Genomic DNA, 25,713 nt, shown 5'->3' with positions numbered 1-25,713 from the left:
AATCACACGGCCCGCATTCAGCGGGCCGTGAGAATTTGGAGACGACTGCCGACGCGCTCGGCGCGATCGGACAATTCACCGATCCATTCGATGATCTGATAGAGAAAGACCACATCGACCGGCGGTAACTCGGTCTCCAACTGGAAGAGCTGGCGACGAATAAGCACCTGCTGATCGTCAGCTTGATGCTCGAGGTTATGAAGTTCGCGGATAAAGTCTTGCATGAGATCGCCGACGTTACGCCCGAAGCCGGAGTCGAGCAGCTCCTGGAGCTCTTCGAGCGCCCTGCGCGCTTGTCCCACGGTGGCGATCGCGGTTTCGAAATAGGCGCGCATCGAGGTTGCCAGCGACTCCGGCACCTGCATCTGGCGGCCCAGCATGATGCCGGTGATATCTCGCGCCTTGTTGGCGATCTTATCCTGTACGCTGATCAACTCCAGCAGGTCGGAACGCGAGACCGGCAGGAACATGCTGTTGGGCAAGTTGAGACGCAATTCAGTCTTGAGGGTATCGGCTTCATGCTCGAGCTCAGTGATCGCTTCTCGATGCGTGGCGGCGTCGTCCCAGTTGCCCGCCTGCGTGGCATCGAAAAACGGCAGGAGTCGCTCGGCGCATTCGCTTGTCTTGACGATATGCGCGAGCAAGGGCTCGAAAGGCGAGCGCCCGAACAACGCCGAAAACGGATTGGAAGTCACCATAATGTCAGATTCGATGCGTTGGAAATGGCGGCGTCAGTATAGTGACTGCACCCCTTCGCGTCATGGAAAATTCACCATCTTGTCATCAACACACAAGGTCAGGCATGGCTCAGGAAATCGAACTCAAGCTCGCCCTCGGCGCTAGCGGCCCGAATGCGCTGCGCCAGCATCCGCGACTCGCACACCACAACCCGCAGCGTGAGTGGCTCGCCAATACCTACTACGATACGCCAGAGCGCGCCTTGGAGCGCGCGCGTATCGCCTTGCGCATTCGCCGTACACCAGACGGCTATCTGCAGACGCTCAAGACTGCGGGCAGCGGCCAGGGCGGTCTGCACGCACGCGGCGAATGGGAATGGCCGATCGATGGCGAAGAACTGGACGTCGACGGCATTCGCCAGCAGGCGCCGAACACCATCGACGAAGAAGACCTCGCCCGACTCGCCCCGCGTTTCACCACCGACTTCACCCGCGAGCGCTGGGACGTCATCGAGGCGGACGCCACTATCGAGGTCGCGCTGGATATCGGCACTATCCATGCCGGCGATCAGCAAGTGCCGATTCGTGAACTTGAACTCGAACTCAAGACAGGCAGCGCCGATACGCTGTGGCAATTGGCGGCTTCTCTCGCGGACGGCGTGGCACTCCGCCCCGCCAACGCCAGCAAGGCCCAACGCGGCGCCGCCCTGCATGACGGCTGGACGCTCCCCGACAATGCCGCAGACGCTCAGAGTCACTGGAACGCAGCGCTCGAGGCGCTGGATGCCTGGCAGGACACGGGAAACACGGACTACCGTCATCGAGCCGGCAGCCAGCTGGAGGCGCTTGGCGGCAGCGCCGCTCAACGCCTGGCGAGCGCCTTGCGCGACGCCGACGACGCACGTCCCGATACCTGGCTCACCCCCGAGATGAGCCGCGACTGGCTCGCTGCCTGGCACTACGCCATCGCCTGACGCAACGCAGGAGACCGTCCCTTGACGCTGCCTTTCGAACCCGCCAACAGCGGCCTACGCAGGACACTGTTCCATCTCATCTTCGAGTCCGACACAAGGGCCGCGAAGATCTTCGACATCGTTCTCATCACGCTGATTCTACTCAGTGTGGCGGTAGTCTTCGTGGACAGCGTGCCGAGCCTTCACGCCCGCTTTGGCGGAGCGTTCCATCTGCTCGAATGGGGCTTTACGCTGCTCTTCACATTGGAGCTGGCGGTACGGCTTTACTGCCTGGAACGCCCGCTACGCTACTTGAAGAGCTTCTATGGCGTCATCGATTTGCTCTCCATCCTGCCCACCTGGCTCAGCCTGCTGATACCTGGCGCCCAGTCGCTGCTCGTGGTGCGCGTACTACGTGCGCTACGCGTCTTTCGCGTGTTGCGGCTGATGGAGTTCGTCGGCGAAGGCCGCATGCTGACGCAGGCACTTACGCGCAGCTATCGCAAGATCATGCTGTTTCTGTTCACGGTGCTGTTGATCATCACTATCTTCGGCGCGCTGATCTACATGATCGAGCCGCCGGAGGCCGGCTTCAGCAGCATGCCACGCGCGATGTACTGGGCCATCGTCACGCTGACCACGGTGGGTTATGGCGACATCACGCCCATCACCCCGCTCGGACAGTTCATCTCGGCATGCATGATGATTATGGGGTACTCGATCATCGCCGTGCCCACCGGCGTCTTCTCGGCGGAGGTGATCCGCTCGATCCGCGAAGAACGCTACTCCGAAGAAGCCTGTCCCGGTTGCGGCCACGAAGGGCACGAACGCGACGCCAAGTATTGCCGCAAATGCGGCACCTGGCTCGACGAAGATACCGAGGATCCCAACGCCCCTTCCCCTCAGGAGGCACCCGAAGACGAGAAAACGTAATAACCACTAGGTGCTGGGGTATCGCTCAAGCTTGTCGTTGTTGATTAAACGACCGATAAAAGTTAATGATAGAAAAGCACGAAAACGATAATTATCAAATCTCACGCTAGGGCGAATTACAAGGAGACCCCATGTCGACTCGATATCATCACAGCTCTCACACCTTCACGGCCGGTGGATCATACCGTTGGCTGCTCGCGGGTGTTCTGGCCATGAGTCTTGGTGGCAATGCCTATGCCGACGACGATGCCACCGAAACTGCCGACTCCTCATCGTCATGCGCTCCACAAAAGTACGCGATGGCGCTTCGCTATCAGCAGCAGTCAGCGGAGATTCAGGCACTCCAGCGTCAAAGCTACGCCTTGGCCACCGCGAGGCTGAAACAAATGCTTGCCGAGCATCCTGACGCTGATGATCTCGCCATCATGACCGACCTCGACGAAACGGTGATCGATAACTCAGCGCTGCTGGTACGCGATATGCAGGCATGCCACGACTTCACTGGCTGGGATACCTGGAAGGTATGGGAGCGCGAGGGTAATCCACGCTTGATCCCCGGTGCGCGTGATTTTCTCGACTACGCCGACTCCAATGACGTGACGATCTTTTACGTGTCCGATCGCTACCAGGAAAACAAGGGCGCAACTGTCGAGACACTCGAGTCGCTACAGCTCCCTCAAGTCAGCGACTCTCAGGTCCGGCTACTAGGTCCCAGCAAGGCTAAGCGCCGCCAAGCTATTGAAAGCGATTACGATCTGATCATGCAGTTGGGCGACTCATTGGCCGACTTTTCCCAAGATTATCACCATGCCGATCTCGCGACCCAGAAAGATCTGGCCAGCGACGACGCCGCACACTTTGGCGATGACTGGATCATGTTCCCCAACGCTAGCTATGGCAGTTGGAGCGATGCAGAACTCAAGGCCTGGGACGCACCGCTAGAGACACCGTAAGCTGCACCAGCGGGGCCGACTCGACCCCGCACAAGCGCGTTCAGACGAAGGGCGCGACATCCCCGCGCCCTTCGCGAACGATCGTCGGCGGTATCTCGCGCAGATCGACCACCGTGGTCGGCTCCAGGTAACAGGCGCCGCCGTCGATGACGGCATCGAGATGCGCGCCGAAACGTTCGCGGATCTCCTCGGGATCGGTCATGGGTAGATCGTCGTCGACGGGGATCAGCGTCACGCTCATCAACGGCTCGCCCAGCGCCGCGAGCAACGCATGGCTGATGCGATGATCCGGCACGCGCACGCCGATGGAGCGCCGTTTGGGATGCAACAGCAGACGCGGCACCTCGTTGGTGGCGTTGAGAATGAAGGTATACGGCCCCGGCGTATGCGCCTTGAGCAGGCGGAACACGTCATTATCAACCTTGGCATAAGTGCCGATCTGAGACAGGTCGGAACACACCAGCGTGAAGTTATGCTTGTCATCCAGCGAGCGCAGCCACTTGATCTTCTCGATAGCTTTCTTCTCGCCCAGGCAACAACCGAGCGCATAGCCGGAATCCGTCGGATAGGCGATCACGCCGCCACCGCGCAACAACGAGATCGTCTGATCGATGAGACGTTTCTGCGGGTTGTCGGGATGAATCTGAAAGAACTGGGTCATGCCTGCCTCCTTGGGCCGGATGAACGAACCGGAAGAACCGAGGACCGAACGTGCGGCGTAGTGAAGGCGCTGGGCCGCACGACGTGCCTCGTCCCCAGCAATAACCTTACGCGGCGAATCTCGCAAGCTTCGGATGACGCCACACCGGCGTCACCGAGCAACGTGGCGGCACACTCATCACGCCCGGCGCCAACGGCCCACCCGGATAGTGAAAATCACTGCCCTGCGACCCCATGAGGTCGCGCGCTTCGAGCTGACGGGCCAGGTCGCGCCCCACATCGGCGTTCTGGTGGCCGCTGATCAATTCGGCGGCTTCCCCGCCGGCCTCGCGAAAGCTGTCCAGCAGTTGGCTGCGCTTGCGATGCGTGAGGCGATAGCGCAGCGGATGCGCCAGTACCGCGATGCCCTGACTATCGCGAATCCAGTCGACTACTTCACTGAGATACGGCCAATGGGTCTTCACGTCACCGAGCTTGCCGGCGCCCAGATACTTCTTGAAGGCCGTCGGCATGTCCGGCACCAGTTCTGCGGCCACCAGGGCCTTGGCGAAATCCGGCCGCCCCAGGGGTCGCTCGCTGCCGGCCTGTTCGCGGGCACGCGCCAGGGCGTCGTCGAGGCCGATTTTCTCGAGGCGCCGGGCGATTTCCTCGGCGCGTGTCACACGGGCCTGCGCCTGCGCCTCGAGCCCGGGCACCAGGGCGCCACTGGCCCCCTCGGGCAACAACGCCACCACGTGAATGCCGATACCGCGCCACAAGGTGGATAACTCGCTCCCCGCCAGGCAACGCATCCCCAGGCTTTCAGCATGACGCTGGGCCTCGGCAACACCGGCCACGGTGTCATGATCGGTCAGGGAAAATCGCGTGACGCCCTTGGCGTGGCAGGCGTCGGTCAACGCTTGTGGCGATAGCGCACCATCGGAGGCGGTGGAATGCATGTGCAAGTCGAGGCCAAGATCGGCATCGAAGGTATCGGGCAAGGGGGGTAAGGGTTGGCTCATGGGCATGACGCGGTGCGGCGTCTTTGTCAGAATAGGTCCGCTATAGTGCTCGCCTGCGCTGCGCTGGGTCAATTCCCGTGCCGCGCCGGCAACTCACAGGATGCTCGCCGATGAAAATGTTCCTGGATTTCCTGCCCATCGTGTTGTTTTTCGCGGTGTATCACTTCAGCGGCAATATTCTGCTCGCGACGCTGGTGCTGATTCCCGCCACGCTGCTGCAGGTCGCCTTCATGTGGTGGCGCTACCGTCGTGTGGAAAAGATGCAGCTGGTGACTCTAGTACTGGTCGTCGTCATGGGCGGGGCGACTGTGCTGTTTCACAACGCGGCGTTCATCCAATGGAAGCCGACCGTGGTCAACTGGCTGTTCGCCTTCGCGTTTCTGGTCGCACCGCTGTTCGGGGGCAAGACCCTCGTGGAGCGCATGATGGGCAAGGCCATTACGCTCCCCGCCGCCATCTGGCGCCGCCTCAACCTCGCCTGGGCGCTCTTCTTCATTGCGCTGGGCGCGATCAATGTGTATGTCTTCAAGACCTACGACGAGGCCACATGGGTCAACTTCAAGCTGTTCGGCATGCTGGGGCTGACCCTGGTGTTCGTGATCGGCCAGGGCATTTATCTGGCCCGTCACATACCCCGTGATACGCTTTCGCAAAACGACCACCAGAAGGATGACGTCTGATGCTTTACTCGATTGTTAGCGACGATGTGCAAGACAGCCTCGAACGCCGCAAGGCGGCGCGTCCCGATCATCTGGCGCGTCTCGAGAAACTCCGCGACGAAGGGCGCCTGGTGCTTGCCGGCCCCAACCCCGCCGTGGATGCCAACGACCCGGGCGAAGCCGGTTTCACCGGCAGCGTGGTGATCGCCGAGTTCGACAGCCAGCAAGATGCCCAAACCTGGGCCGACGCCGATCCCTTCGTGATCGCCGGCGTCTACGCCAAGGTCACGGTCAAGCCGTTCAAGAAGGTGTTGCCGTAACATCGCTTATCCACACCCGGATGCCTGAGCCTTTATGCACACCAGGTGTGGATAACACTGTTAAGAGACGGCGGACGCCTTTCTCTCTAGCGGTCATCACGCCGCCTTGTCGATTTCGCTCAATTTTTAAACAGTTTCACGCCTTTGCCGAGAGCCATGCCGCCCCCTCCCTCTTCCTTGCCGCCGCTGACCGCGCTGAGCGCGCCCGACCTGGAATGGCACGCCGACGATATCGGCAATGCGCCTTATTCCAGCGTCTACGACGATGTGTATTTCTCACGTCACGACGGCCGCGCCGAGACCACGCATGTCTTTCTCGATGGCAATCGCCTGCCTGAGCGCTTTACCGAGTGGCGGGAGGCGCGTCCCTTCGTAATCGGCGAAACCGGCTTTGGTACCGGCCTCAACATGCTCTGCGCCTGGACGTGTTTCGAGCAATACGCCCCCGACGAAGCACGGCTGCACCTGGTCTCCACCGAGAAGTATCCTTTGCCGCGCGAGGCTCTGGCGCGGGCACTGGCGATCTGGTCCGATCTCGCCGCGCATGCCCGGCCGCTGATCGATCAATGGCCTGAACCGCTCAGCGGCGTACACCGGCTATGGCTTTCCGAGCGCGTCACCCTGGATCTGCACTTCGGCGACGCCGCCGAGCGCTTGTCGCGTCTCGACGGCCGTGTGGACGCCTGGTTCCTGGATGGTTTCTCGCCGGCCAACAATCCGGACATGTGGCAAGCGGCGCTTTACGAGGCCATGGCCACCGTCAGTCGCCCGGGGGCAACCTTCGCTACCTTCACCTGCGCCGGCGTGGTCAAGCGCGGCCTGCGCGGTGCCGGTTTCGCCTGGCGCAAGGCGCCGGGATACGGAAGCAAGCGCGAGATGCTGTGCGGTGAAATTGCCGAGCCGCCGCGCGATACGCGCCGCGCAGCGACGCCTTGGTACACACCGCCCGAAGTACCCCCTGCGCGACATGTGGTGGTCATCGGCGCGGGACTCGCCGGCACCAGCGTGGCCGCCGCCCTGGCGCGGCGCGGTGTTCACGTCACGCTGCTCGAACGCGACCATATCGGTGCGGGCGCTTCCGGTAATCGCCAGGGGGCGCTTTACGTCAAGTTGGCCGCCGAGACCAATTCGCAAAGCCGCGTCTACCTCGCCGGTTTGCTGCATACCCGGCGCTGGATGACGACGCTCGACCCCGAGTGTGACCAGCTGTGGAGCGACTGTGGCGTGCTGCAACTCGCCCCCGACGCCAAGGAGGCCAAACGGCAGCAGCGCTTTCTCGAGCACCACAGATTGCCCGAGAGCGTGGTCCAAGGCGTCGACCGGACCGCCGCGAGCCGCGCCGCCGAGACGCCGCTTGACGCCTCGGGACTGGCCTATCCACAGGCTGGCTGGGTGCGTCCCGATGCGCTCTGCCACCACCTGGCCGCCCACCCGGGGGTTACCTTCCATCAGGGCGAGGCACGCACGCTCGAGCGCGACGCGGAGGACGCTGGATGGCGCATCGCGCTGGCCGACGGCACGGCGCTCGAGGCCAATCAAGTGGTCGTCGCCACTGCCCACGAGGCCCCTGCGCTGGGGCCACTGGCCGGGCTCCCGCTCCAGCCCATTCGTGGCCAGCTCACACACTTGCCGGTGCCGCCGCAGGCCCCCGACTTGGCGAGTGTGGTCTGCGCGGGAGGCTATGTCTCCCCGGCCCTGGCCGGCGTGCTCAGTCTGGGGGCGACGTTTGCCCCCGGCGATACCGATACCACGCCGCGCGCGGCTGACCACGCCCGCAATCTGGCCGAATTCGAGGCCACCCTGCCCGCCTTCGCCGAAGCGCTACGCGCAGCCGGCGCCACGCTCGACCCCGCCGCCTGCGAGGCGCGCGTCAGCCTGCGCGCCGCCAGCCCGGACAAATCGCCCTATGCGGGCCCAGTGCCTATGCGCAACGCCTGGCTCGATGACTACGCCGTGCTCGGCCGTGATGCGCGCCGCGTCCCCGACACACCGGGGCAACATCATCCCGGCCTGTGGGTCAGTGCCGCACATGGCTCGCGAGGACTGGCCAGCGCGCCGCTATGTGCCGAGGTCATCGCCTCGCGGCTGTGCGACGAACCGCTACCGCTGGAGCGCGAGCTCGCCGACCACCTTCATCCTGGGCGGCGATTGATTGCCGATATCATCCGCGGAAACGCTACACTATCGACATCACCATCCGTGAGCGACGACACGCCGACGTCACCGAACACCACCGAGACGCCATGAGCCAGATTTCTTCAGCGACCCGTGAACGGGCCGCCAGCCTGCGCCAGCAGTTGGAAGACGCCAACCATCAGTACTATGTCGAGGACGATCCGCAGATTACCGACGCGGACTACGACGCCCTGCTGCGCGAGCTTCAGTCACTGGAGGCCGAGCATCCCGAGCTGGTGACGCCCGACTCGCCCACTCAGCGTGTCGGCGCACCGCCCGACAACGGTTTCCCTGAAATTCGGCATGCTGTGCCGATGTTGTCGCTTGATAACGCTCTGAACGAAGACGAATTAATCGCGTTCGGTAGTCGCATAGCAAAGGCACTCGAAAGCGAAGCCGAATCTGTGACCTTCTGCTGCGAACCCAAGCTTGATGGCCTCGCGGTCTCGTTGGTCTATGAAAATGGCTATTTGATCTACGGCGCCACACGCGGCGATGGCTACACCGGAGAAGATATCACCACGAACCTTCGAACGTTGTGTTCAATTCCACTCAAACTACGCGGTAAGGATTGGCCGGCGCTGCTAGAAGTGCGTGGCGAAGTCTATATGCGCCACTCTGGCTTCGAGAAACTTAACGAAAAGGCGCTAGAGAGTGGCGACAAGGTTTTTGCAAACCCTCGTAACGCTGCTGCTGGCAGCTTACGCCAACTCGATCCCTCAATAACGAATAAGCGTCCATTAGAATTCTGCGCCTATCAGGTGGCGCGAATCGAGATGCAGCGCATCGACCACAGCCTTGTAGAAACCCACTCAGGCCGGATGGGGTTGCTGAGAAACTGGGGAATCCCAACCAGCCCCGAGCTAGCGATTGTTGAAGGTATCGATAGTGTCATCAATTTCTGTCGCCGACTCGGCGAGCAGCGGGATAAGCTCGATTACGATATTGACGGCGCCGTAATCAAAATCGACAGCCTGCTCGATCAGCGCGAATTAGGATTCCTTTCCCGCGCACCACGCTGGGCAATTGCTTTCAAGTATCCCGCGCAAGAGCAAGAAACTCGACTACTGGATGTCGAGTTTCAAGTCGGTCGTACCGGTAAATTGACACCCGTTGCGAAGTTAGATCCCGTCCAAGTCGCTGGGGTGGTGGTCTCGAGTGTGACATTGCACAACATGGATCAGATCGCACGTTTAGAGCTCAAGATTGGCGACATGGTCAGAGTCTACCGAGCCGGCGACGTCATCCCCAAAGTTGTCAAAGTCATCAAAGAGAAGCGCCCCGAGGAAACGAAGGCTATATCTCTGCCCGATGTCTGCCCTGCTTGTGGTTCCAAGATAGAAAAGCTCGACAATGAAGTCGATGCCCGCTGCTCGGGAGGGCTCTTCTGCCCCGCGCAGCGCAAGGAGGCGTTGAGACACTTCGCCAGTCGCCGGGCGCTGGATATCGACGGCCTGGGCGAAAAGCTGATCGATCTGCTGGTCGAACGCGAATGGGTCAAGACACCGGCGGACCTGTTCCGACTCAAGGCCGAATCGCTGGCCAAACTGCCCCGGCTGGCGGAAAAGTCCGCCAACAATCTAATCAATGCCCTGCAAACCGCCAAACGTACGACACTGGCGCGCTTCATCTATGCCATCGGCATTCGCGAAGTGGGCGAAGCCACCGCCGCTAACCTGGCGCGCCATTTCGGTACGCTCCAGGCATTGCGCGAGGCCACGCTAGAAGCGCTGGAAGCAGTCGAGGACGTAGGCCCAGTGGTCGCCCGGCATATCCACACCTTCTTCCGTCAGGCGCACAACCAGGAGACCCTGGACGATCTGATCAAAGTCGGCCTCACTTGGGACGAACAAGCCATCAGCGCACGTCCCCAGCCTCTCACCGGGCAGACCTGGGTCATTACCGGCACCCTCGAAGGCATGACGCGCGATGATGGCAAGGCGCGCTTGCAGGCGCTGGGCGCCAAGGTCTCAGGCAGTGTCTCCAAGAAGACCGCCGCGCTCGTCGCCGGCGAGGCGGCGGGCAGCAAGCTCGACAAGGCGCGCGAGCTCGATGTGGAAGTGCTCGACGAAGACACCTTCCTGCAACGACTCGCCGCGTGGGAAAACGCGGAGGAAAACCAATGAACGGACGTTTCATCGAAGTGCCCTACCGCATGCTGCCAGCCGACACGCTGGATGCATTGCTGGAGGGCTTCGTCACCCGCGAAGGCTACGACACCACCGATGAAGGCGAAGGCATGCCGGCCTGGGTGCGCGAGCTCAAAGGCCAGCTCGAGCGCGGTGAGTTACTGATCGCCCATGACCTGCAGACGGAGACCACCGAGGTCATGACGCTGGCCCAGTGGCGTTCGTTCGGACGTCAGCTCGCCGACGACGAGGAAGAAGGCTAGGCATTGCCTGACCTTCGTTCGTCGACTTTTCAGACAGTGCCTAAGTCGCTTTCCGACGTATCCCGCGTAAAACGCAAACGGCGCCCTCAGGGGCGCCGTTAAGCGTTTTGCTGTGTGAACAACGTGCTAAGTAAAGAATATCGGCACGAGGATGCTCGAGATCAACAGGATCAAGGCGCCACCCAGGCGCGAGGAAATCTGCGCGAAGGGCATCAGCTGCATACGCTTGGCGGCGGAGAGTACCGCAACATCGCCGGTGCCACCCATGTTGGCCATGCACAGCCCCGCGGTGATCGCCGACTCGACGGGATAGAAGCCGACCAGTTTACCGACCAGCCCAGCGCCGAAGGCGGCACCGGCCACCACGGCGAGCACGATCATCACATAGGTCGGCGTGATGGCATCGATCACCTGGCCGAGATCGGTATAGGCAATACCGATCCCGAACAGCAGCGCGAAGGTCCAGTTCTTGGCGACGAACTGAAACCACTGCGATGCAGACTCGTTGATGCTTTCCGGCACCACGTTGGCGATCTTGAGCACGGCGACCAGGATGATCATCAGCGCATAGGGATGCAGCGGGATAAAGCCACCCAGAATCTGCCCGGCGGTGAAGAACGTCAGCGCGGCGACGACACCGATGCCCAATTTGGAAAGATCGAAAGTGCTCTTGCGCTCCTCGATTTCCACGCCCGGCATCATCTGCCCGTTGCCTGTCAGTTTGGGGAAGCGGTTGGCCAGGCCGTTGAGAAGGCCCGCGATGATGATCGCGAAGACGTTACCCAACGCCAGTGCCGGCACCAGAATCGAGATGTAGTAGCTTGCCGGCTGACCGAGCAGCTGCTCGTAGATCTGGCTCATGGGCACCGCGCCCGCGCCCATTCCACCACCGAGAATCGGCAGGGTGATCACCACCAGGGCATCCTGCATCGAGAAGCCCATCACGGCGCCGACGATCACCGCAAACAAGCCCGCGAAAAATACCGCGCAAAGCAAGGGCAGCGCATAACGCGATCCGACCTTGACCAGCACCTTGGAATCCATGCCCAGGATGCTGCCGGTGATCAAGGCGGCGATGTAGAAGTTAAGAAAGCCACCGCTTTTCATGAAGGTGGTGACATTGTCGGTGATACCGGCAGGTAACCAGCCGACATAAACCAGCGCGGCCGCACCGAAGATGGCCAGGATCGCGCCACCGCCCAGGTAGGTCTTGATGATCGGTAGACGATCACCGATGAAGCCCAGGAGTTCACCGAGTATCATCATCACCAGCAAGGCGCCGATCATGCCGCTGGGCAACGTGTCGGTGAACATGGCCACGACCATGACGGCGAAAGCGATGAAGAAGACCGGCAACGGCAGACCGAAGATGCGCAACGTACCCAGCGCGCTCGAAGCGTGCTGGGTATCGTCCAGGCTTTGTGTAGCGGCACTGGTATTCATTGGCGTGCTCCCATGTGTTGGAATCCACCCGGACGGGCGGAGAACGTGAACGCCGCCGAGGATAAGCCGCACGTGCCGTGAACCAAGCTTTGCCAACTTATTAAAGCGTTTTGAAATTATTGAAAACGACGGCCTTGTATCCGGCATAGCACGCCACGCTTGGATATTACACCAAGGTCGAAAACCACCCCATAGGGCCCGATACGCATGCCCCGCTTGCCGACCATTCGTCTCAGTGTGTTGATCTCGCTACTCGTGGCCTCGACGGTGATCGTCACGCTGGGCGTGGCATTGTGGATGTTCGATGCCACCCTGCGCGACACACAGGAAGACGCCCAGGCGGCCCGCGTCACTGATATCGCCCAGGTCGTGGCGTCGCGACAGCGTGTCATCAACGTGCTGAAGGAAGCAGGAGGCCAGCGCGATTTCGCCGCCGATAACAACCTACAACGGGAGATCGACGCATTGCGCCAGCGCCTGGATGTGGATTTCATCGTGGTGATGAATCCCCATGCCATTCGCCTCACGCACCCCGACCCGACGCGTATCGGCAAGCATTTCCAGGGCGGTGACGAAGGTCCGGCACTGCAGGGCGAGCATTATGCCTCGCGGGCCAAGGGAACCCTGGGCGTCAGCATTCGCGGCTTCGCACCGGTACGTAATGCTGCCAGCGAGGTAATCGGCGCCGTCTCGGTCGGGGTGACACTGGATACGCTGGGCGCCCGCCTGGCCGACAACCGCCTGCACATGATGCTGGGCATCGCACTTCTCATGATTCTCGGCAGCCTTGGTGCCAGCTGGCTGGCACGTTACATCAAGCGTGTGCTGATGGGGCTCGAGCCGTACCAGATCACGCGCTTGGTGGAAGAACGCCAGGCGATTCTCGGCTCGGTACACGAAGGTATTCTCGCGGTGGATGTCGCCGGGCATATTACCCTGACTAACACCGCCGCCCGCTCGCTGCTCAATCAAGCGGGCCTTGAAGTACCAGCGCTGGGCACGCCAATCACCGACTACCTGCCACAGAGCGGGCTGCCGGATGTGCTGCAAAACGGTGAAGCTTCGCTCGACCAGGAAATCTTCATCAACGGCCAGGCACTGCTCGCCAACCGCATGCCGATTCACCACCAGGGTCAGGTCATCGGCGCGGTGGCGACCTTCCGCGACAAGAGCGAAGTACGCCTGCTCGCCGAGGAATTGACCGGCGTCCGACGTTACGCCGAAGCCCTACGTGCGGCGACACATGAGTTCAAGAACAAGCTGCATGTCATGCTCGGCCTGGTGCAAGTGGAGGAATACCCCACATTGCAGCGCTATCTGCGCGACGTGGCAGATCACCATGTCGCACCGGGTGCGGCGTTGGTCGAAGGCATCGGCGAACCGGTGTTGGCGGGCTTTCTACTGGGTAAACAGAGCGAGGCCCGCGAGCGCGACATTACCTTGACGGTAGACGTCGAGGAAGCCATCCCCGCACCGCAAGACCCCGCCATGATTCACACGCTGGTCATCGTGCTGGGCAACCTGCTGGAGAACGCCTTCGACGCCGTCGACGCGCAACACGAGCGCCACGTCACGCTCACCATGGGCGTCGACGCCGCCCTGCTATCGCTGCATGTGCAGGACACCGGCCCCGGCATCCCCGAGGCCATGCAGGCGCACGTCTTCGCCACAGGCACCTCGTCCAAGGGACGCCAGCGCGGCCTTGGACTGGCAATGGTGCGCGAGCATGTCGAAGCGCATGACGGTACCCTGGCGCTATATTCCGAACCAGGGCGCGGCACGTTGATCGAAGTCGCCCTACCCTATGCTGTTTCGTCCACCACCGAGAATTGAGCGAGCAATGGGAACGCCGGCATGAGCGATACGCCACTGCAAGTACTCATCGTCGAGGATGATCCCATGGTCATGCGCCTCAACGTCGAATACCTCAACCGACTCGATGACGTCGCGCTGGTCGCGCAATGCGGCGATATTCCCAGTACCCTGGACGTACTGGAGAGCGATACCGTCGACGTCATCCTGCTCGACGTCTACCTGCGCGGTCGTAACGGGCTGGAAATCGTTCGTTACCTGCAACGGCTGGGGCGCGACATCGACGTCATCCTGATCACCGCCGCCAGCGAGACTGAGACAGTGCGCGCCGCACGGCGCCTCGGCGTGCGCGACTATCTGGTCAAACCCTTCGAGTTCGAGCGCTTCAAGGTCGCCGTCGATGCCTGCCGACGCGTGCGCGCCACGCTGGAGCGCCTACCCGAACAAGCCGACCAACGCGACCTCGACCGGCTCTTCCAGCCCGCCAGGCCACGCCAGACGCGTAGCGATGGCCTGCCCAAGGGGCTGACGACGCCCTCGTTGGCGCAAATCGCCCAGGCCATCCTGAGCCTCGACACGGAAACCTTCACCACCGAAAGCCTGATCCCGGCCACTGGCATGTCCCGCGTCTCGGTGCGCAAGTATTTAAAGTACCTGACCGAGCACGGCTATCTCGGTGAGTCCTTCCACTATGGACAGGTGGGACGCCCCTCGTTCACCTACCGCTGTCTGGATACCAGCGCTCTACAAGGGCTCCTCACGGCTAGTCGCACGACACCCTGATATCGGCCCTCGTCGTGCATAAAAAAACGAGGCCCCGAGGGGCCCCGCTGGTTTTCAAGAGCAGCCGTCTTCAAGAACAAGCATCGCGAGAACAGGCAAGAATCGCGATGCTAACGCTCTCAATTCGCCTGATAGCGGTGCAGGCGATGGCGGCGCTCGAATTCCTGCACGCGCTGCCGAGCGAACTCCACCGTCTGCGCGGTCATCACGCTGCGGTTTTCGTCCTTCAGCTCGCCGCTGAGGTTGCGTACCAGCACCATGGCGGTTTCAAACATGGCCTCGAACGCCGCCGCGCTGTCATTCGCGCTGGGTAGCGGCATCAAGAACGTCACCCCCGGCGTCGTGAACTCGTCCATGTCGTCGAGATCGAACACGCCTGGTTTGAGCACATTGACCATAGTGAACTGCAAGGCGCTTTCGTCGGACTCTGTCTCGAAACGGTGGAAAACACCCATTTCATAGCAGTAACGCAGCCCGCAAGCCAGCATCAGTTTAAGCAAGTCCGGGCCCTGGAAACCCGTCTCGTCGCGTGACAGGACGCTGATGACGATGACTTCTTCGGCGTCGGACAAGGCCTCGCGTGCGCGATCGGCATGCACTGGATTACGCTTGGCACGCTCTACCGCCGGGTGATCGGTGACCACCTCGCGGTGCGCCGTATGTTCCTCGGCACGCGCTGGTTCCTCGGCAGGTGCCTGTTGCGGGGGTACCTCGGCCGCTTCGTCCGTGGCACGAGCCGCCGGTGGCTCATCAGGCGTTGCCCGCCGCGTAGGCGCTTCCTCACGCCGACGCTGCGACGTTTCGTCCATTGCCGGACGCGCCGCATCGGCGCGAGCTGAGTCGAGCGCGGGCTCTCGATCCGATGATGATTCAAGCGTCGGCTCGTGATGCGGATACTCATCATCGGACAGATGCTCGTCATCATGGTTACGGGACGCCGTGAGGCGCTGGGCCGAGGCACTCATACGCTGAGCCCCTGCACGCACGGCATCCTTCATGCCTCTCATGCCGGAACGCTTGCCCTCCTGAGCCTCATCATCCCGATGCGCATTGTCCCCATGAGCATTGCCTCGGCCACGCTTGAGCACGCTAGGCTCGAGCTCTTCTTCGGGAATTCGCTCTTGACGCAAGGGCGATTCCGGCCGTACCGGTTCACGCTCCTCACTACGATCGAAGGTGGCATCGCGCACGACTCGCGCACCTCCATTGGGCAATTCCCGCCGGACCTCAGCCTCACGGGCCGCTTTTTCCGGATCTTCTTCCTCGGCGTCCCTGCCCTCGGATACCCGACTATGCGCTGCCTGGTCGAGGCGCGGGACGCGGCGCTGGCGTTGGAGCCGACGCACACCATCGATCACGATGGTCGTCACCAGCACCAGCCCCAAGATGATTAGCCACTCTCTTAGTTCCATGGGTCTTCTTGCCTGTTCGCTATTGGCGCCATAATTAAAACTCTTTCGTGAAGAAGCATAGCGCGATTAACAAAAAAGGGGCCACTTTTTTTGAATGTCAAGTAGTACCCTTAGCTCAGAGCAATCACCCTTCAATATCCCTGTCGAGGCTCACAATAGTGTTGGTAACCCTTTTGGCGATTTTCTGCAAGTCGTTCATGCGTCCACCAGGGTCGCCGCCTCGTCAATTCCTACCGATACCAGCCGGGATACCCCGGCTTCCTGCATGGTCACGCCCATCAATCGTTCGGCCGCTTCCATGGCAATCTTATTGTGTGTGATGTAAATGAACTGAACACTCTCGGACATTTCCTTCACCAGCTTGGCGTAACGTCCCACGTTGGCATCATCCAACGGTGCATCGACTTCGTCGAGCATACAGAATGGTGCCGGGTTGAGCTGAAAGATAGCAAATATCAGCGACAATGCCGTCAGTGCTTTTTCACCCCCCGATAGAAGATGAATAGTGGTGTTTTTCTTGCCCGGTGGGCGCGCCATGATGGCCACCCCCGTCTCCAGCAAATCGTCGCCGGTTAGCGTCAACCATGCGGCCCCACCGCCGAAGACCTTGGGAAAAAGTTCGCCGAAGCCGGCATTGACCTGATCGAAAGTCTGCTTGAAACGCGTCCGCGTTTCCTGATCGATACGTCGAATCGCCTTTTCCAGGGTCTCGATGGCTTCGCTCAGTTCGGCATGCTGGGCCTCGAGATAGTCGCGACGCTCGGCCTGTTGATCGTATTCCTCGATGGCCGCCAGATTGATGGCGCCGAGGCGGCGGATCTTATCGCCGAGCTCGTCGAGCTGGGTCTGCCACGCGGATTCGGTCGCGTTGGGATCGAGCCCTTCACGCAACGCGTCGACATCGTGCCCGAGTTCTTCGAGGTGTGCATCCTGTGTATCGGCTTTCAACGTCAGGGCTTGTACCTGCATGCGCGCTTCTTCGAGCTTGCCGCGTAGACCGTCGAGGTTGCGCTCGTGTTGCTGACGCGAGGCCTCGGTGTCACGCAGCGTCTCGGCCAATTGATGTGCACGATCGCGCGAGGCGTTGAGCGTCGCTTCCTCGCGACTGCGCCGGTCGAGTAATTCGTCGAGCCGTTCCCGCGTTTCCTCTTCCGGCTCACTCAGGGTGGCGCGCTGCTCTTCAAGCATGGCGAGCTTTTCGGCCAGACGCTCACGCTGATCGCGCGAGCGCGCATGCTGCTGATCGAGCCCCGAGCGCTCCGTCTCCAAACGCTGACGCTCCATCGCCAGATGTTGCTGGCGCTCGCGCGCAGGCGCTACCTGCTGGCGTAGCGATTGGGCTTTTTCCCGTGCTTCGCGACGCTGATTCTCCAATCTCTCGCGGGTCTGGCTATTGGCGTCCACATCGCTCATCGCCGCCTGCCAGCGCTCACGCGTTTCCTCGAGTTCCAGGCGCCGCTCGGCATGCCGCTCGACGAGCTGCGCCACATCGTCATCGAGCTCACGGGAGCGCGCGTCGAGCTGCTCCAGACGGCTCGCCAGCCCGGCCTCGCGCGAAGCCAGTTGCTGCCGACGCTGCCCAAGGTCGCGTTCTTGAAGACGCAGCGATTCGAGTTCCGCCGCCGAGTTTTCCACCGCTTCACGCGCGGTCTGCAACGTTTCCTCGAGCGTCTCGAGCGACGCTTCGAGCGCCGCAATATCAGCCTGCAACGTCTCGCGTCGACGGCGCTGAACCAGCACGCCATCCTCGGATACCGACTCGCCACGCCGGCGTACCCAATCCGGGCCCAGCCACAGCCCACCAGGGGTGACCACACTCTCGCCTACCGCCAAACGCGCGCGCATCGCCCAGGCGGCATCTTCATCGGCGGCGCAGTGAATGGCGTTGAGCCAAGTGCCCAGCGCCCCGGCGCCGTCGACCTGCTCCCTCAAGGTGCCGGCAACAGGCGCCACGTCATCGCCACTCAGCAAGGCCAACTCAGCAGGTGGAGCGTCGGCGACGACCTCGGCCATGGCGGACGACGTCGCGAGGCGCGCCTTGAGCCACGGCGCCAAGGCCCAGGCTACGACCGTCTCCCAGGGCGCGGCGACCTCCAGCCGTTCGGCCAGACGCGGCGCCTCAGCCAGGTCATGGCGCGCGAGGTGCGACTCCAGGGCGGTATCGTCATCGGTCAACGCGGCATCGAGCAAGGCCTCCACCGACGCCAGCTCGCCCTGCAGACGACTCAGCTGCGAATGCTGTGTATCGCGCTGAGCGGCCGCGTCGTCGAGGCGTGTCTGAACGTCCTCGCGCTGTTGCTGCAGGTGCTCGCGCTGGCTTTCCAGCGCTTCCTGATCGAGGTCCTGCGCTTCGAGTTGTTCGCGCAGTTCACCGCGCTCGCCGCGCAACGCCTCGACGTCGGGCAACTCCTGGCGTTGCTGGCGGCGTTTGCCGATCTGGTCGTCCAATTCGGCGATGGTATTTTCGAGGCGACGCACGTCGTCTTGGGCTCGCTCGGCCCCGTGCGCCACGTCACGATCGCTTTCGTTGAAACGCTCCCACTCTTGTTGCGCTGTGGCGGCTTCTTCGTCGGCGGCGTCCAGCGACTCCTGCAGCATGTCCAGCGTTTCCTGGGCCTCTTCAAGCTCGGGGACGATACTTTCTAGGCGCTCGTCCAGGGCCCCGCGACGCTCGTCGTCCTGAGCCCCCAACTGTTCGAGTTCGCTCAGTTCGCGGCGCGCATCTTCGATATCCTGCGCCAACTGCTGATCGCGCGAACGGGCATGCTCGATGGACTGCTCGATGCGCGCGATAGCGGCACCGGTCTCATAGAAGCGGGCCTGATGGGTCTCCAGTTCGGCGGCGACCTCATCGTGCGCCAGACGCGATTCTTCCAGACGACTTTCGCATTGGCGCTGCCCGAGGATCTCTTGCTCGACCTGGGTTTCCAGCTCACGAACGTGCTGTTCCTGGGTATGTTGCTGGGTTCGAAACGCCTGCGTGCGCAGTAGGGCCAGCTCGCCTTTGAGGCGATATTCCTCGTCTTTAAGGGTCTGGTAGCGCCGCGCGGCATCGGCCTGACGCTTCAAACGTTCGAGCTGCTTGTCGAGCTCTTCGCGAATGTCGTCGAGGCGGTCGAGGTTCTCCTGAGTGCGGCGCAGGCGATTTTCGGTTTCGCGACGGCGTTCCTTGTACTTGGAAACGCCCGCCGCTTCCTCCAGTGTCGAGCGCAGATCCTCGGGGCGCGCCTCGACCAAGCGCGTGATCATGCCCTGCCCGATGATAGCGTAGGAACGCGGCCCCAGCCCCGTGCCCAGAAACAGATCGGAAATATCGCGGCGTCGACACTTCTGTCCATTGAAGAAGTAGTTCGATTGGCTGTCGCGGGTAACCTGACGCTTGACGGAGATTTCGGCGTACTGGGAATAAGCACCGCCCATGGTCCCGTCGCTGTTGTCGAAGACCAATTCGATGGATGCCTGCCCCACCGGCGAGCGTCCGGTGGAGCCATTGAAGATGACATCGGTCATCGACTCGCCGCGCAATGTCTTGGCAGAGGATTCGCCCATCACCCAACGCACGGCGTCTATGATATTCGACTTGCCGCAGCCATTGGGGCCGACGATGGCGGTCATGTTGCCGGCGAACGGCACATTGACCGCATCGACGAACGATTTGAAGCCGACCAGTTTGATGGACGTAAGGCGCATGCGCTGCCGGAATTCCCCCAGGAGTATGTCGCGACCCGATGCTCGAGCCATGCATGAGAGCCCGCAGTCTATCCGAGGCGCGGGCGTGGCCCAAGCCCCATCATTAACGCCACGCCGCTAGCGGGATTTGCCGCCTCGCTTCGCCTTGCTATGATGCCGAAGGATCATCCGAGGGAGAGGGTCATGTCGCACGTTACGCCGCACTATCTGCAGCGCCTGCCGAACCTGCCACTATCGGACGCCGCCTGGGAAGAGATCGACGCCACCGATTTCGTCGAGATTCCCTTGCTGGGCGTGGTTGCCGCCGGGCTGCCCATGGAGGCTTGCCTCGACGACGAGGCCATTCACGTGCCGTCGCGCATGGTACGACGCAATACCTATGCCTTGCGCGTGCGCGGCGATTCGATGATCGACAGCAACATCTTCGATGGCGACATCATCATCATCGAGCGCTTCGAGTCAGCCGAGAACGGCGAAACCGCCGTGGTACAGATCAATAACCAGGAAGTCACGCTCAAGCGGCTTTACATCGAGAAATCCGGCGTGCGCCTGCAACCCGCCAACGATGACATGGCGCCCATCTATCTCAAGAACGACGACGTACAAGTGCTGGGTCTGGTGATGGGCGTGATGCGTCACGCGACCACGAGTCACTGATGCGCTACGCGATTCCCGACCTCGCATCCGGCGAGTATCGCGACCACGAGATCGAAATCGAGAAAAGCCGCTTCATTACCTGGACGGCCTTCATCCCCGATATCGCCAGTTTCGACGCGTTGCTGGCGCAAGCGCGGGCTGCTCATCCCAACGCTAGCCATCACTGCACGGCCTATATCGCTGGCGCGCCCGGCGAGCAGAATGCCATCGGCTTTTCCGACGATGGCGAGCCCGGCGGCACCGCGGGGCGGCCCATGTATCAGGCACTGGAAGGTTCGGGTTTGGGACAGATCGGCTGCGTGGTGATTCGTTACTTCGGCGGCACCAAGCTGGGCACCGGTGGCTTGATCCGCGCCTATACACAGGCGGTCGTCCAGGCACTCGAGGGTCTACCCCGGCGCCCCTTCATCGAGCGTCGAACACTACGGATACGCATTGATTTTGCCGGCGAGGCCGTTGCCCGCGAGTGGCTCACCACGCAGGACGCCCTCATCGAAAGCGCTGATTACGACGCCGATGGCGTGACACTCGACATCGCATGGCCCCGCGAGCGCGACAGTGACTTGAGCGATCTGACCTCGCGCCTCAAGGGGCGGCTCACGTCGCTAGAACCTTCCTGACACCAGACGACACCGACGTTGGCGTTGTCGTACCCATACGCGAAATTTTGCAATGACACCCAGAGTAATGACGACGACATGATGCAAGTGGCCAGCGGGCGCATCGGCCTGGCCCCGATGGAAGGCGTGATCGATGTAGTCACGCGGGATTTGTTGAGCGCCGACGGTGCGCTCGACTGGACGGTGACCGAATTCGTGCGCGTGGTCGACGCGCGTCTGCCGGCCCGAGTGTTCCTGCGTCACTGTCCCGAGCTCGAACAGGCCGCTTGCGCGACTTCAAGCGACACACCGGTCCACCTGCAGCTACTCGGTTCCGATCCCGATGCCCTGGCGGCAAACGCAGTGCACGCCCAGGCGCTCGGCGCCCGCCAGGTCGATCTCAACTTCGGCTGCCCGGCCAAGACTGTCAATCGCCATGATGGGGGCGCCTCGCTGCTGCGCGACCCACAGCGCGTCTACAGCGTCGTGCGTGCCGTACATGAGGCACTGACGCCCCTGGGGATCGACGTGACTGCCAAGATCCGCCTGGGATTTGACGACAAACAAGTGGCACTTGCCTGTGCCGAGGCCGCCGAAGCCGGAGGTGCGGCACACCTGGTGGTGCATGCCCGAACCCGTCGCGAAGGGTATCGACCGCCCGCGCATTGGGAATGGATCGGACGCATTCGCGCCCGGCTGACGATACCGGTCATCGCCAACGGCGATATATGGACACTGGAAGACTATTGGAAGGCGCGTACGCTGTCAGGCTGCACGGACGTGATGCTCGGGCGCGGTATGCTCGCCGACCCCTGGTTGGCGCGGCGCATCAAGCATTGGCAGCGTACCGGCGAGCACTTGACGGAGACGCCCTGGGCGGCGCGTGCCGAAATGCTGACGGCCTATGCTCAGCGTATGCGCATGCACCTGCCGGAAAAGATCGTGGTCTCGCTGCTCAAGCAGTGGCTCAACCAGATGCGTGGGCGTGACGACGAAGCTGCCAGACGCTTCACCGCCCTGCGACGCCGTACCGAGTTGACGAGTTTCCTCACTGGACTGAAGGCTCCGTAAACGCCAAGCCGATTTCAACGGTGCGCGCCACAGCCGTAGCAAAGAGATAAAGCGATAAGAAACACTGTTCACGAACAATATAAAGACGTAAAATATCGCTCTACAACTTGCTACTGAAGCACTATTGTCATGAATATCGCCCGTATTATCCTATTTAACTTGATGGGCATTGCCCTGATCACAAGCTGGTGGATTCCTCAGTTCACACTTTGGTCCACGCTCGATGACGGTGTTTTTTGGTTATTCAACCACACCTTGACGGCCGACAATCCCCATTGGACAACCATTATAGCTGCGCTTAACAATCGCAAGTTCGACTTGCTGATCATATGCTGCATGTTGGGGACCATGGGCTATGCCTGCTATCGTGATCGAAATGGGGGTTGGCGCCGTTGGCTCGGTATCGGATTTACCATGCTGCTCACAGCGGGAATCATCAATGAACTAGTCCGCCATATCATTACCTATGGTCACCCGAGTCCCACCAAAGTCTTTGACAACGTCAACTTGGTCTCGCAGTTCGTCACCTTTGCTACCAAGGACCAAGCGGGCAATAGCTTCCCTGGTGACCACGGCATCATGGCGATGATCTTTGCGGGCTTCATGCTGACCTTCGGTGACCGCCTCACCCGTATCGCCAGTATTCTTTTGGTGCTGGCCGCTACGGCACCTCGCATCATGGTCGGCGCTCACTGGTTTAGCGACATCTTCGTCGGCTCCCTGTCCATTGCCCTGCTATTGCTGCCATGGGTTTTGTGCACGCCCATCGCCAAGCGCAGCGCGCAATGCCTGCATCAAGGCCTTGAGCGACTCCTGCCCCGCCGTCATCACTAACCGTCACGCTTAGATATCGCTGGGTCTCCATCTCGTGCGCTTCAACATTTATCATTGCATGCGCGTCTCACGCCTTGACCGCTGAATCGTCATGTCGCCGAGGCGGTTCGAAGGGACACGCCTCGGCGCCTTCGACGACACACCGGGTCGGTATGGGGAACAATCTGTCAAAAGTTTCCCAAACCATGACACGATCGCGCCCTGCGCCTTTGGCGGCATACAACCGCCGATCGGCCAAGGCGGTCATGGCGCTTAGCGTCGCCGCCTCCTCCTGAGTGGCGAGACCCTGGCTGACGGTCATCCCGAGCGACTTGTCGGGCAGCACCAATGGCTGATCGCGCACGATGGTCGCGATGCGCTCGGCGACCGCCATGGCAGCAACACGCGACGTTCCCGGGAGCAGCAGCATGAATTCCTCACCGCCGTAACGCCCCAGCATATCGCCGTCGCGCAACCCCTGGCGCAGGCAATTCACGAGATGACAGAGCGCTGCGTCTCCCGCGGCATGCCCATGTAGATCATTGAACCGCTTGAAATGATCGACATCCAGCAACACCACGGCGAAAGGCCGCTTGGCGCGCTGCCAGCGCTCGGCAATGGCGACGATCGCGCGACGATTGAGAGCACCAGTCAGCATGTCGTGTAGCGCTTCACGGCGATACGCACGTTCGAGCCGTTCGGTCACGCCTTCCAGCCCCATCAGCACACCAGCGAATAGCGTTCCGGTCAGCACTAGATTGACCCACAACAGCCACGTCGACGTCGCGGAGGGCAGCGCGACTTGGCCCTCCCCCCGGTGCATGCTCATCAACAACGCGCCAGTCACGCCCAGCAGCAACAGCGACAATACGATCTTGTAGCTGCGCGGGATCGCACTGATATGCAGCACCAGTAGTGCCAGGCCCACGTAGAATTCGAAGCCGACGCCGGCGCCGTAGAGGCGAATAGCCTCGCCAATCAGCAGCAGCATCATGCCCCACAGCAAGGCCGCGCCCCAGGCCATATAGCCCCGATGATGCAGCCCGCGCGCACCGAGCGTCATCAAGATGCTGCATAGAACGATCAATATCGGCCCGGGGCGTCCTAGCCAGACGAAAAGCGGCAGCATCAAGCCGGCATAGGCCACCAACGCCATGGCATACAGATGGGCAAAGGTATCGAAATAACGGCGGTATTCCGGCGGCAGAGGGCAAGACGGAGGCAACGCGGCGCCTCGGCCCCCCCAGAGGCGATAGGTACGTAGCGGCATGATGAATGAATCCCTTTTTATTGCGTTAGGCCACGTCATGCGACGGGCCTCCCCCTGCATTGATTCCCTAGCAAGGTTAGCCATATTCGGCGCATCAAAAGGACGATTCGTGTATGAATTTAGCCGCTTTGCAGCATGAAATTCGTCAAACGCCAAATAAGCAAAATGCCATGTTGTCGCTTCGTTGCGCTAGGATATCCGTATGAGACGAAACGATATCCGCACGGCGTTTCCAGGCATGTCACAACGCCGCCGCCGGCCCGATGATTTCCAGGTCACTCATGACCAATTGATCGCGTCCGGCCGACTTGGCGCGATACAAGCGGCGATCGGCCATGTCGATGAGCGCTTGCAATGATGTGGCTTCCTGAGCCGCGGCCATGCCCATGGAGAACGTTACCGGGAGGGTTAACGCTTCCATCCGACACGGCTGGTCGACCAGGCATCGACGAATGCGCGATGCGACCGAGAGCACCTCATCTCGCGTGCTGTCGGGGAATACGATCAAGAATTCCTCGCCGCCTACGCGCCCGAGACGGTCGTTTTCGCGCAAGGCGCTTCGCACTATATACGCCAGGTGACGCAAGACTTCGTCGCCTGCAGTATGACCATGGGTATCATTGACCTGCTTGAAGTGGTCGGCATCGAGCAGCAGCAGCGTGAAATTCCGCTCCTGCTGCCACAGCATGTCGGCTTCATGAAAGATGGCGCGCCGGTTGAGCACTGTGGTGAGATAATCATGGGTGGCGTCGCGTCGAAAATGGTGCTCGCAACGCTCGGTGATGGCATGCAGCCGCCACAGAATCAGCCCCAGAATCAAAAAGACCATGACCAGATTGGTCATGCGGATGTCCTCGCGGAAATCGGCTGTTTCAAGCATCCAAGGAGTGGAGTGCGGTGCCATCAACAACGTAGCCAGCGCCACGCTACCGATCGTGGTACTCATCACGATCTTGTAACGGGCCGCCATATCGCTGATCAACATCTCGCAAAGCAGCAAAAAAAAGTAATATTCGAAGCCAGCATCGGCACCGATCAGCCATACGCTCAGCGTGATCAACACCAGCGTGGCGGCCAGCTTGACGGTCATCGCCTGAGTCAGTTGCAAGCGCCGGTGCAGCATCAACGCTGCCGTATTGGTCACCACGCAGGCGAGGTTCAAAATAATCAGCAGCGGGATCTGCAAGCCGATCAGCACGCATGCAAACAGCAAATGCCCCAGGCTTGCGAGCACGAAGGTCTGCGCTACCACCTCATAGCTGCGTCGATGCTCCAGCGGCAACGCCCCCGGCGCACTGCACGACCATCCCCAGAGCCGCTGTAAGGCCCTTGAAGTCATCTGGGATATCCCTTTTTACCCGCGTACCGTTGCGTGATTCGCAACGTAGCGTCCTCGCCTCTGCCCCTTTTCAGTGGGCCTCAGGGCAAGGATCGTTATAT

The 25,713-nt window shown here is 61.3% G+C and carries 22 protein-coding genes; 14 read left to right on the top strand and 8 right to left on the bottom strand.

Going from position 1 to position 25,713, the window contains the following annotated elements:
* Positions 1-17: 17 nt before the first annotated feature.
* Positions 18-698, bottom strand: a complete 681-nt coding sequence (locus OP495_RS06995; protein WP_280562830.1) for a TIGR00153 family protein — start codon at positions 696-698, stop codon at positions 18-20.
* Between the two features lie 104 nt (positions 699-802).
* Here OP495_RS06995 and OP495_RS06990 point away from each other — a divergent pair, with 104 nt between their 5' ends.
* From OP495_RS06990 to OP495_RS06980, 3 genes are all read left to right on the top strand, one after another.
* On the top strand, positions 803-1,651 hold the full coding sequence (locus OP495_RS06990; RefSeq protein WP_280568085.1) for a CYTH domain-containing protein: 849 nt from the start codon (positions 803-805) through the stop codon (positions 1,649-1,651).
* A gap of 21 nt (positions 1,652-1,672) precedes the next feature.
* The gene (locus OP495_RS06985) at positions 1,673-2,563 is read left to right on the top strand and encodes an ion transporter (RefSeq protein WP_280568084.1); all 891 of its coding nucleotides are present in this window, start codon (positions 1,673-1,675) and stop codon (positions 2,561-2,563) included.
* Positions 2,564-2,694: 131 nt separating this feature from the next.
* Positions 2,695-3,516, top strand: a complete 822-nt coding sequence (locus OP495_RS06980) for an HAD family acid phosphatase (protein ID WP_280568081.1) — start codon at positions 2,695-2,697, stop codon at positions 3,514-3,516.
* A gap of 40 nt (positions 3,517-3,556) precedes the next feature.
* Here the strand turns inward: OP495_RS06980 and OP495_RS06975 are convergent, their stop codons facing one another.
* Positions 3,557-4,177 (bottom strand): L-threonylcarbamoyladenylate synthase, encoded by a 621-nt coding sequence (locus OP495_RS06975; RefSeq protein ID WP_280562826.1) that lies wholly within the window; start codon positions 4,175-4,177, stop codon positions 3,557-3,559.
* Between the two features lie 106 nt (positions 4,178-4,283).
* Positions 4,284-5,177, bottom strand: a complete 894-nt coding sequence (locus OP495_RS06970) for a PHP domain-containing protein (RefSeq protein WP_280568079.1) — start codon at positions 5,175-5,177, stop codon at positions 4,284-4,286.
* 110 nt (positions 5,178-5,287) lie between these two features.
* Here OP495_RS06970 and OP495_RS06965 point away from each other — a divergent pair, with 110 nt between their 5' ends.
* From OP495_RS06965 to OP495_RS06945, 5 genes are all read left to right on the top strand, one after another.
* The gene (locus OP495_RS06965) at positions 5,288-5,857 is read left to right on the top strand and encodes a septation protein A (protein WP_280562824.1); all 570 of its coding nucleotides are present in this window, start codon (positions 5,288-5,290) and stop codon (positions 5,855-5,857) included.
* On the top strand, positions 5,857-6,156 hold the full coding sequence (locus OP495_RS06960; protein ID WP_280568078.1) for a YciI family protein: 300 nt from the start codon (positions 5,857-5,859) through the stop codon (positions 6,154-6,156). The genes OP495_RS06965 and OP495_RS06960 overlap by 1 nt, the downstream gene beginning before the upstream one ends.
* A 156-nt stretch (positions 6,157-6,312) precedes the next feature.
* Positions 6,313-8,403, top strand: coding sequence for a bifunctional tRNA (5-methylaminomethyl-2-thiouridine)(34)-methyltransferase MnmD/FAD-dependent 5-carboxymethylaminomethyl-2-thiouridine(34) oxidoreductase MnmC (gene mnmC / locus OP495_RS06955; RefSeq protein WP_280568076.1), 2,091 nt, complete (start codon positions 6,313-6,315; stop codon positions 8,401-8,403).
* Positions 8,400-10,457 (top strand): NAD-dependent DNA ligase LigA, encoded by a 2,058-nt coding sequence (gene ligA, locus OP495_RS06950; protein ID WP_280568073.1) that lies wholly within the window; start codon positions 8,400-8,402, stop codon positions 10,455-10,457. The genes mnmC and ligA overlap by 4 nt, the downstream gene beginning before the upstream one ends.
* Positions 10,454-10,723, top strand: coding sequence for a YheU family protein (locus OP495_RS06945; protein ID WP_280562820.1), 270 nt, complete (start codon positions 10,454-10,456; stop codon positions 10,721-10,723). Before ligA ends, OP495_RS06945 begins: the two co-directional genes overlap by 4 nt.
* A gap of 126 nt (positions 10,724-10,849) precedes the next feature.
* Here OP495_RS06945 and OP495_RS06940 read toward each other — a convergent pair whose 3' ends face one another.
* Positions 10,850-12,166, bottom strand: coding sequence for a 2-hydroxycarboxylate transporter family protein (locus tag OP495_RS06940; protein ID WP_280562819.1), 1,317 nt, complete (start codon positions 12,164-12,166; stop codon positions 10,850-10,852).
* 207 nt (positions 12,167-12,373) lie between these two features.
* Between OP495_RS06940 and dcuS the strand changes: the two genes are divergently transcribed.
* Both dcuS and OP495_RS06930 read left to right on the top strand, forming a co-directional pair.
* Complete coding sequence (gene dcuS / locus OP495_RS06935) at positions 12,374-13,999, top strand: DcuS/MalK family sensor histidine kinase (protein WP_280568070.1); 1,626 nt, start codon at positions 12,374-12,376, stop codon at positions 13,997-13,999.
* Between the two features lie 21 nt (positions 14,000-14,020).
* On the top strand, positions 14,021-14,761 hold the full coding sequence (locus OP495_RS06930; protein ID WP_280562817.1) for a response regulator: 741 nt from the start codon (positions 14,021-14,023) through the stop codon (positions 14,759-14,761).
* Positions 14,762-14,880: 119 nt separating this feature from the next.
* Here the strand turns inward: OP495_RS06930 and zipA are convergent, their stop codons facing one another.
* Together zipA and smc are read right to left on the bottom strand one after the other, a co-directional pair.
* Positions 14,881-16,173 (bottom strand): cell division protein ZipA, encoded by a 1,293-nt coding sequence (gene zipA, locus OP495_RS06925; RefSeq protein ID WP_280562816.1) that lies wholly within the window; start codon positions 16,171-16,173, stop codon positions 14,881-14,883.
* Positions 16,174-16,368: 195 nt separating this feature from the next.
* Positions 16,369-19,863 carry a chromosome segregation protein SMC gene (smc, locus tag OP495_RS06920; protein WP_280568067.1) on the bottom strand — a complete coding sequence of 1,165 codons (3,495 nt, stop codon included), beginning with the start codon at positions 19,861-19,863 and terminating at the stop codon, positions 16,369-16,371.
* A 183-nt stretch (positions 19,864-20,046) separates the two neighbouring features.
* On the opposite strand from smc, the gene OP495_RS06915 reads away from it, so the two are divergent.
* From OP495_RS06915 to OP495_RS06900, 4 genes are all read left to right on the top strand, one after another.
* On the top strand, positions 20,047-20,520 hold the full coding sequence (locus OP495_RS06915; RefSeq protein WP_280568064.1) for a LexA family transcriptional regulator: 474 nt from the start codon (positions 20,047-20,049) through the stop codon (positions 20,518-20,520).
* Entirely contained in the window at positions 20,520-21,140 is a 621-nt protein-coding gene (locus tag OP495_RS06910; RefSeq protein ID WP_280568062.1) for a YigZ family protein, read from the top strand. The genes OP495_RS06915 and OP495_RS06910 overlap by 1 nt, the downstream gene beginning before the upstream one ends.
* 78 nt (positions 21,141-21,218) lie before the next feature.
* Positions 21,219-22,190 (top strand): tRNA-dihydrouridine synthase family protein, encoded by a 972-nt coding sequence (locus OP495_RS06905; protein ID WP_280562811.1) that lies wholly within the window; start codon positions 21,219-21,221, stop codon positions 22,188-22,190.
* A gap of 129 nt (positions 22,191-22,319) precedes the next feature.
* Entirely contained in the window at positions 22,320-23,024 is a 705-nt protein-coding gene (locus OP495_RS06900) for a phosphatase PAP2 family protein (RefSeq protein WP_280562810.1), read from the top strand.
* Positions 23,025-23,091: 67 nt separating this feature from the next.
* Here the strand turns inward: OP495_RS06900 and OP495_RS06895 are convergent, their stop codons facing one another.
* Both OP495_RS06895 and OP495_RS06890 read right to left on the bottom strand, forming a co-directional pair.
* Complete coding sequence (locus OP495_RS06895; protein WP_280568060.1) at positions 23,092-24,273, bottom strand: GGDEF domain-containing protein; 1,182 nt, start codon at positions 24,271-24,273, stop codon at positions 23,092-23,094.
* 241 nt (positions 24,274-24,514) lie between these two features.
* The gene (locus OP495_RS06890) at positions 24,515-25,612 is read right to left on the bottom strand and encodes a GGDEF domain-containing protein (RefSeq protein WP_280562808.1); all 1,098 of its coding nucleotides are present in this window, start codon (positions 25,610-25,612) and stop codon (positions 24,515-24,517) included.
* Between the last annotated feature and the right edge of the window lie 101 nt (positions 25,613-25,713).

Source organism: Chromohalobacter sp. 296-RDG, assembly GCF_029889885.1.
Taxonomy (GTDB): domain Bacteria; phylum Pseudomonadota; class Gammaproteobacteria; order Pseudomonadales; family Halomonadaceae; genus Chromohalobacter.
Note: the sequence above shows the minus strand (reverse complement) of the source record. Positions and strands in the feature narration are given on the sequence as shown.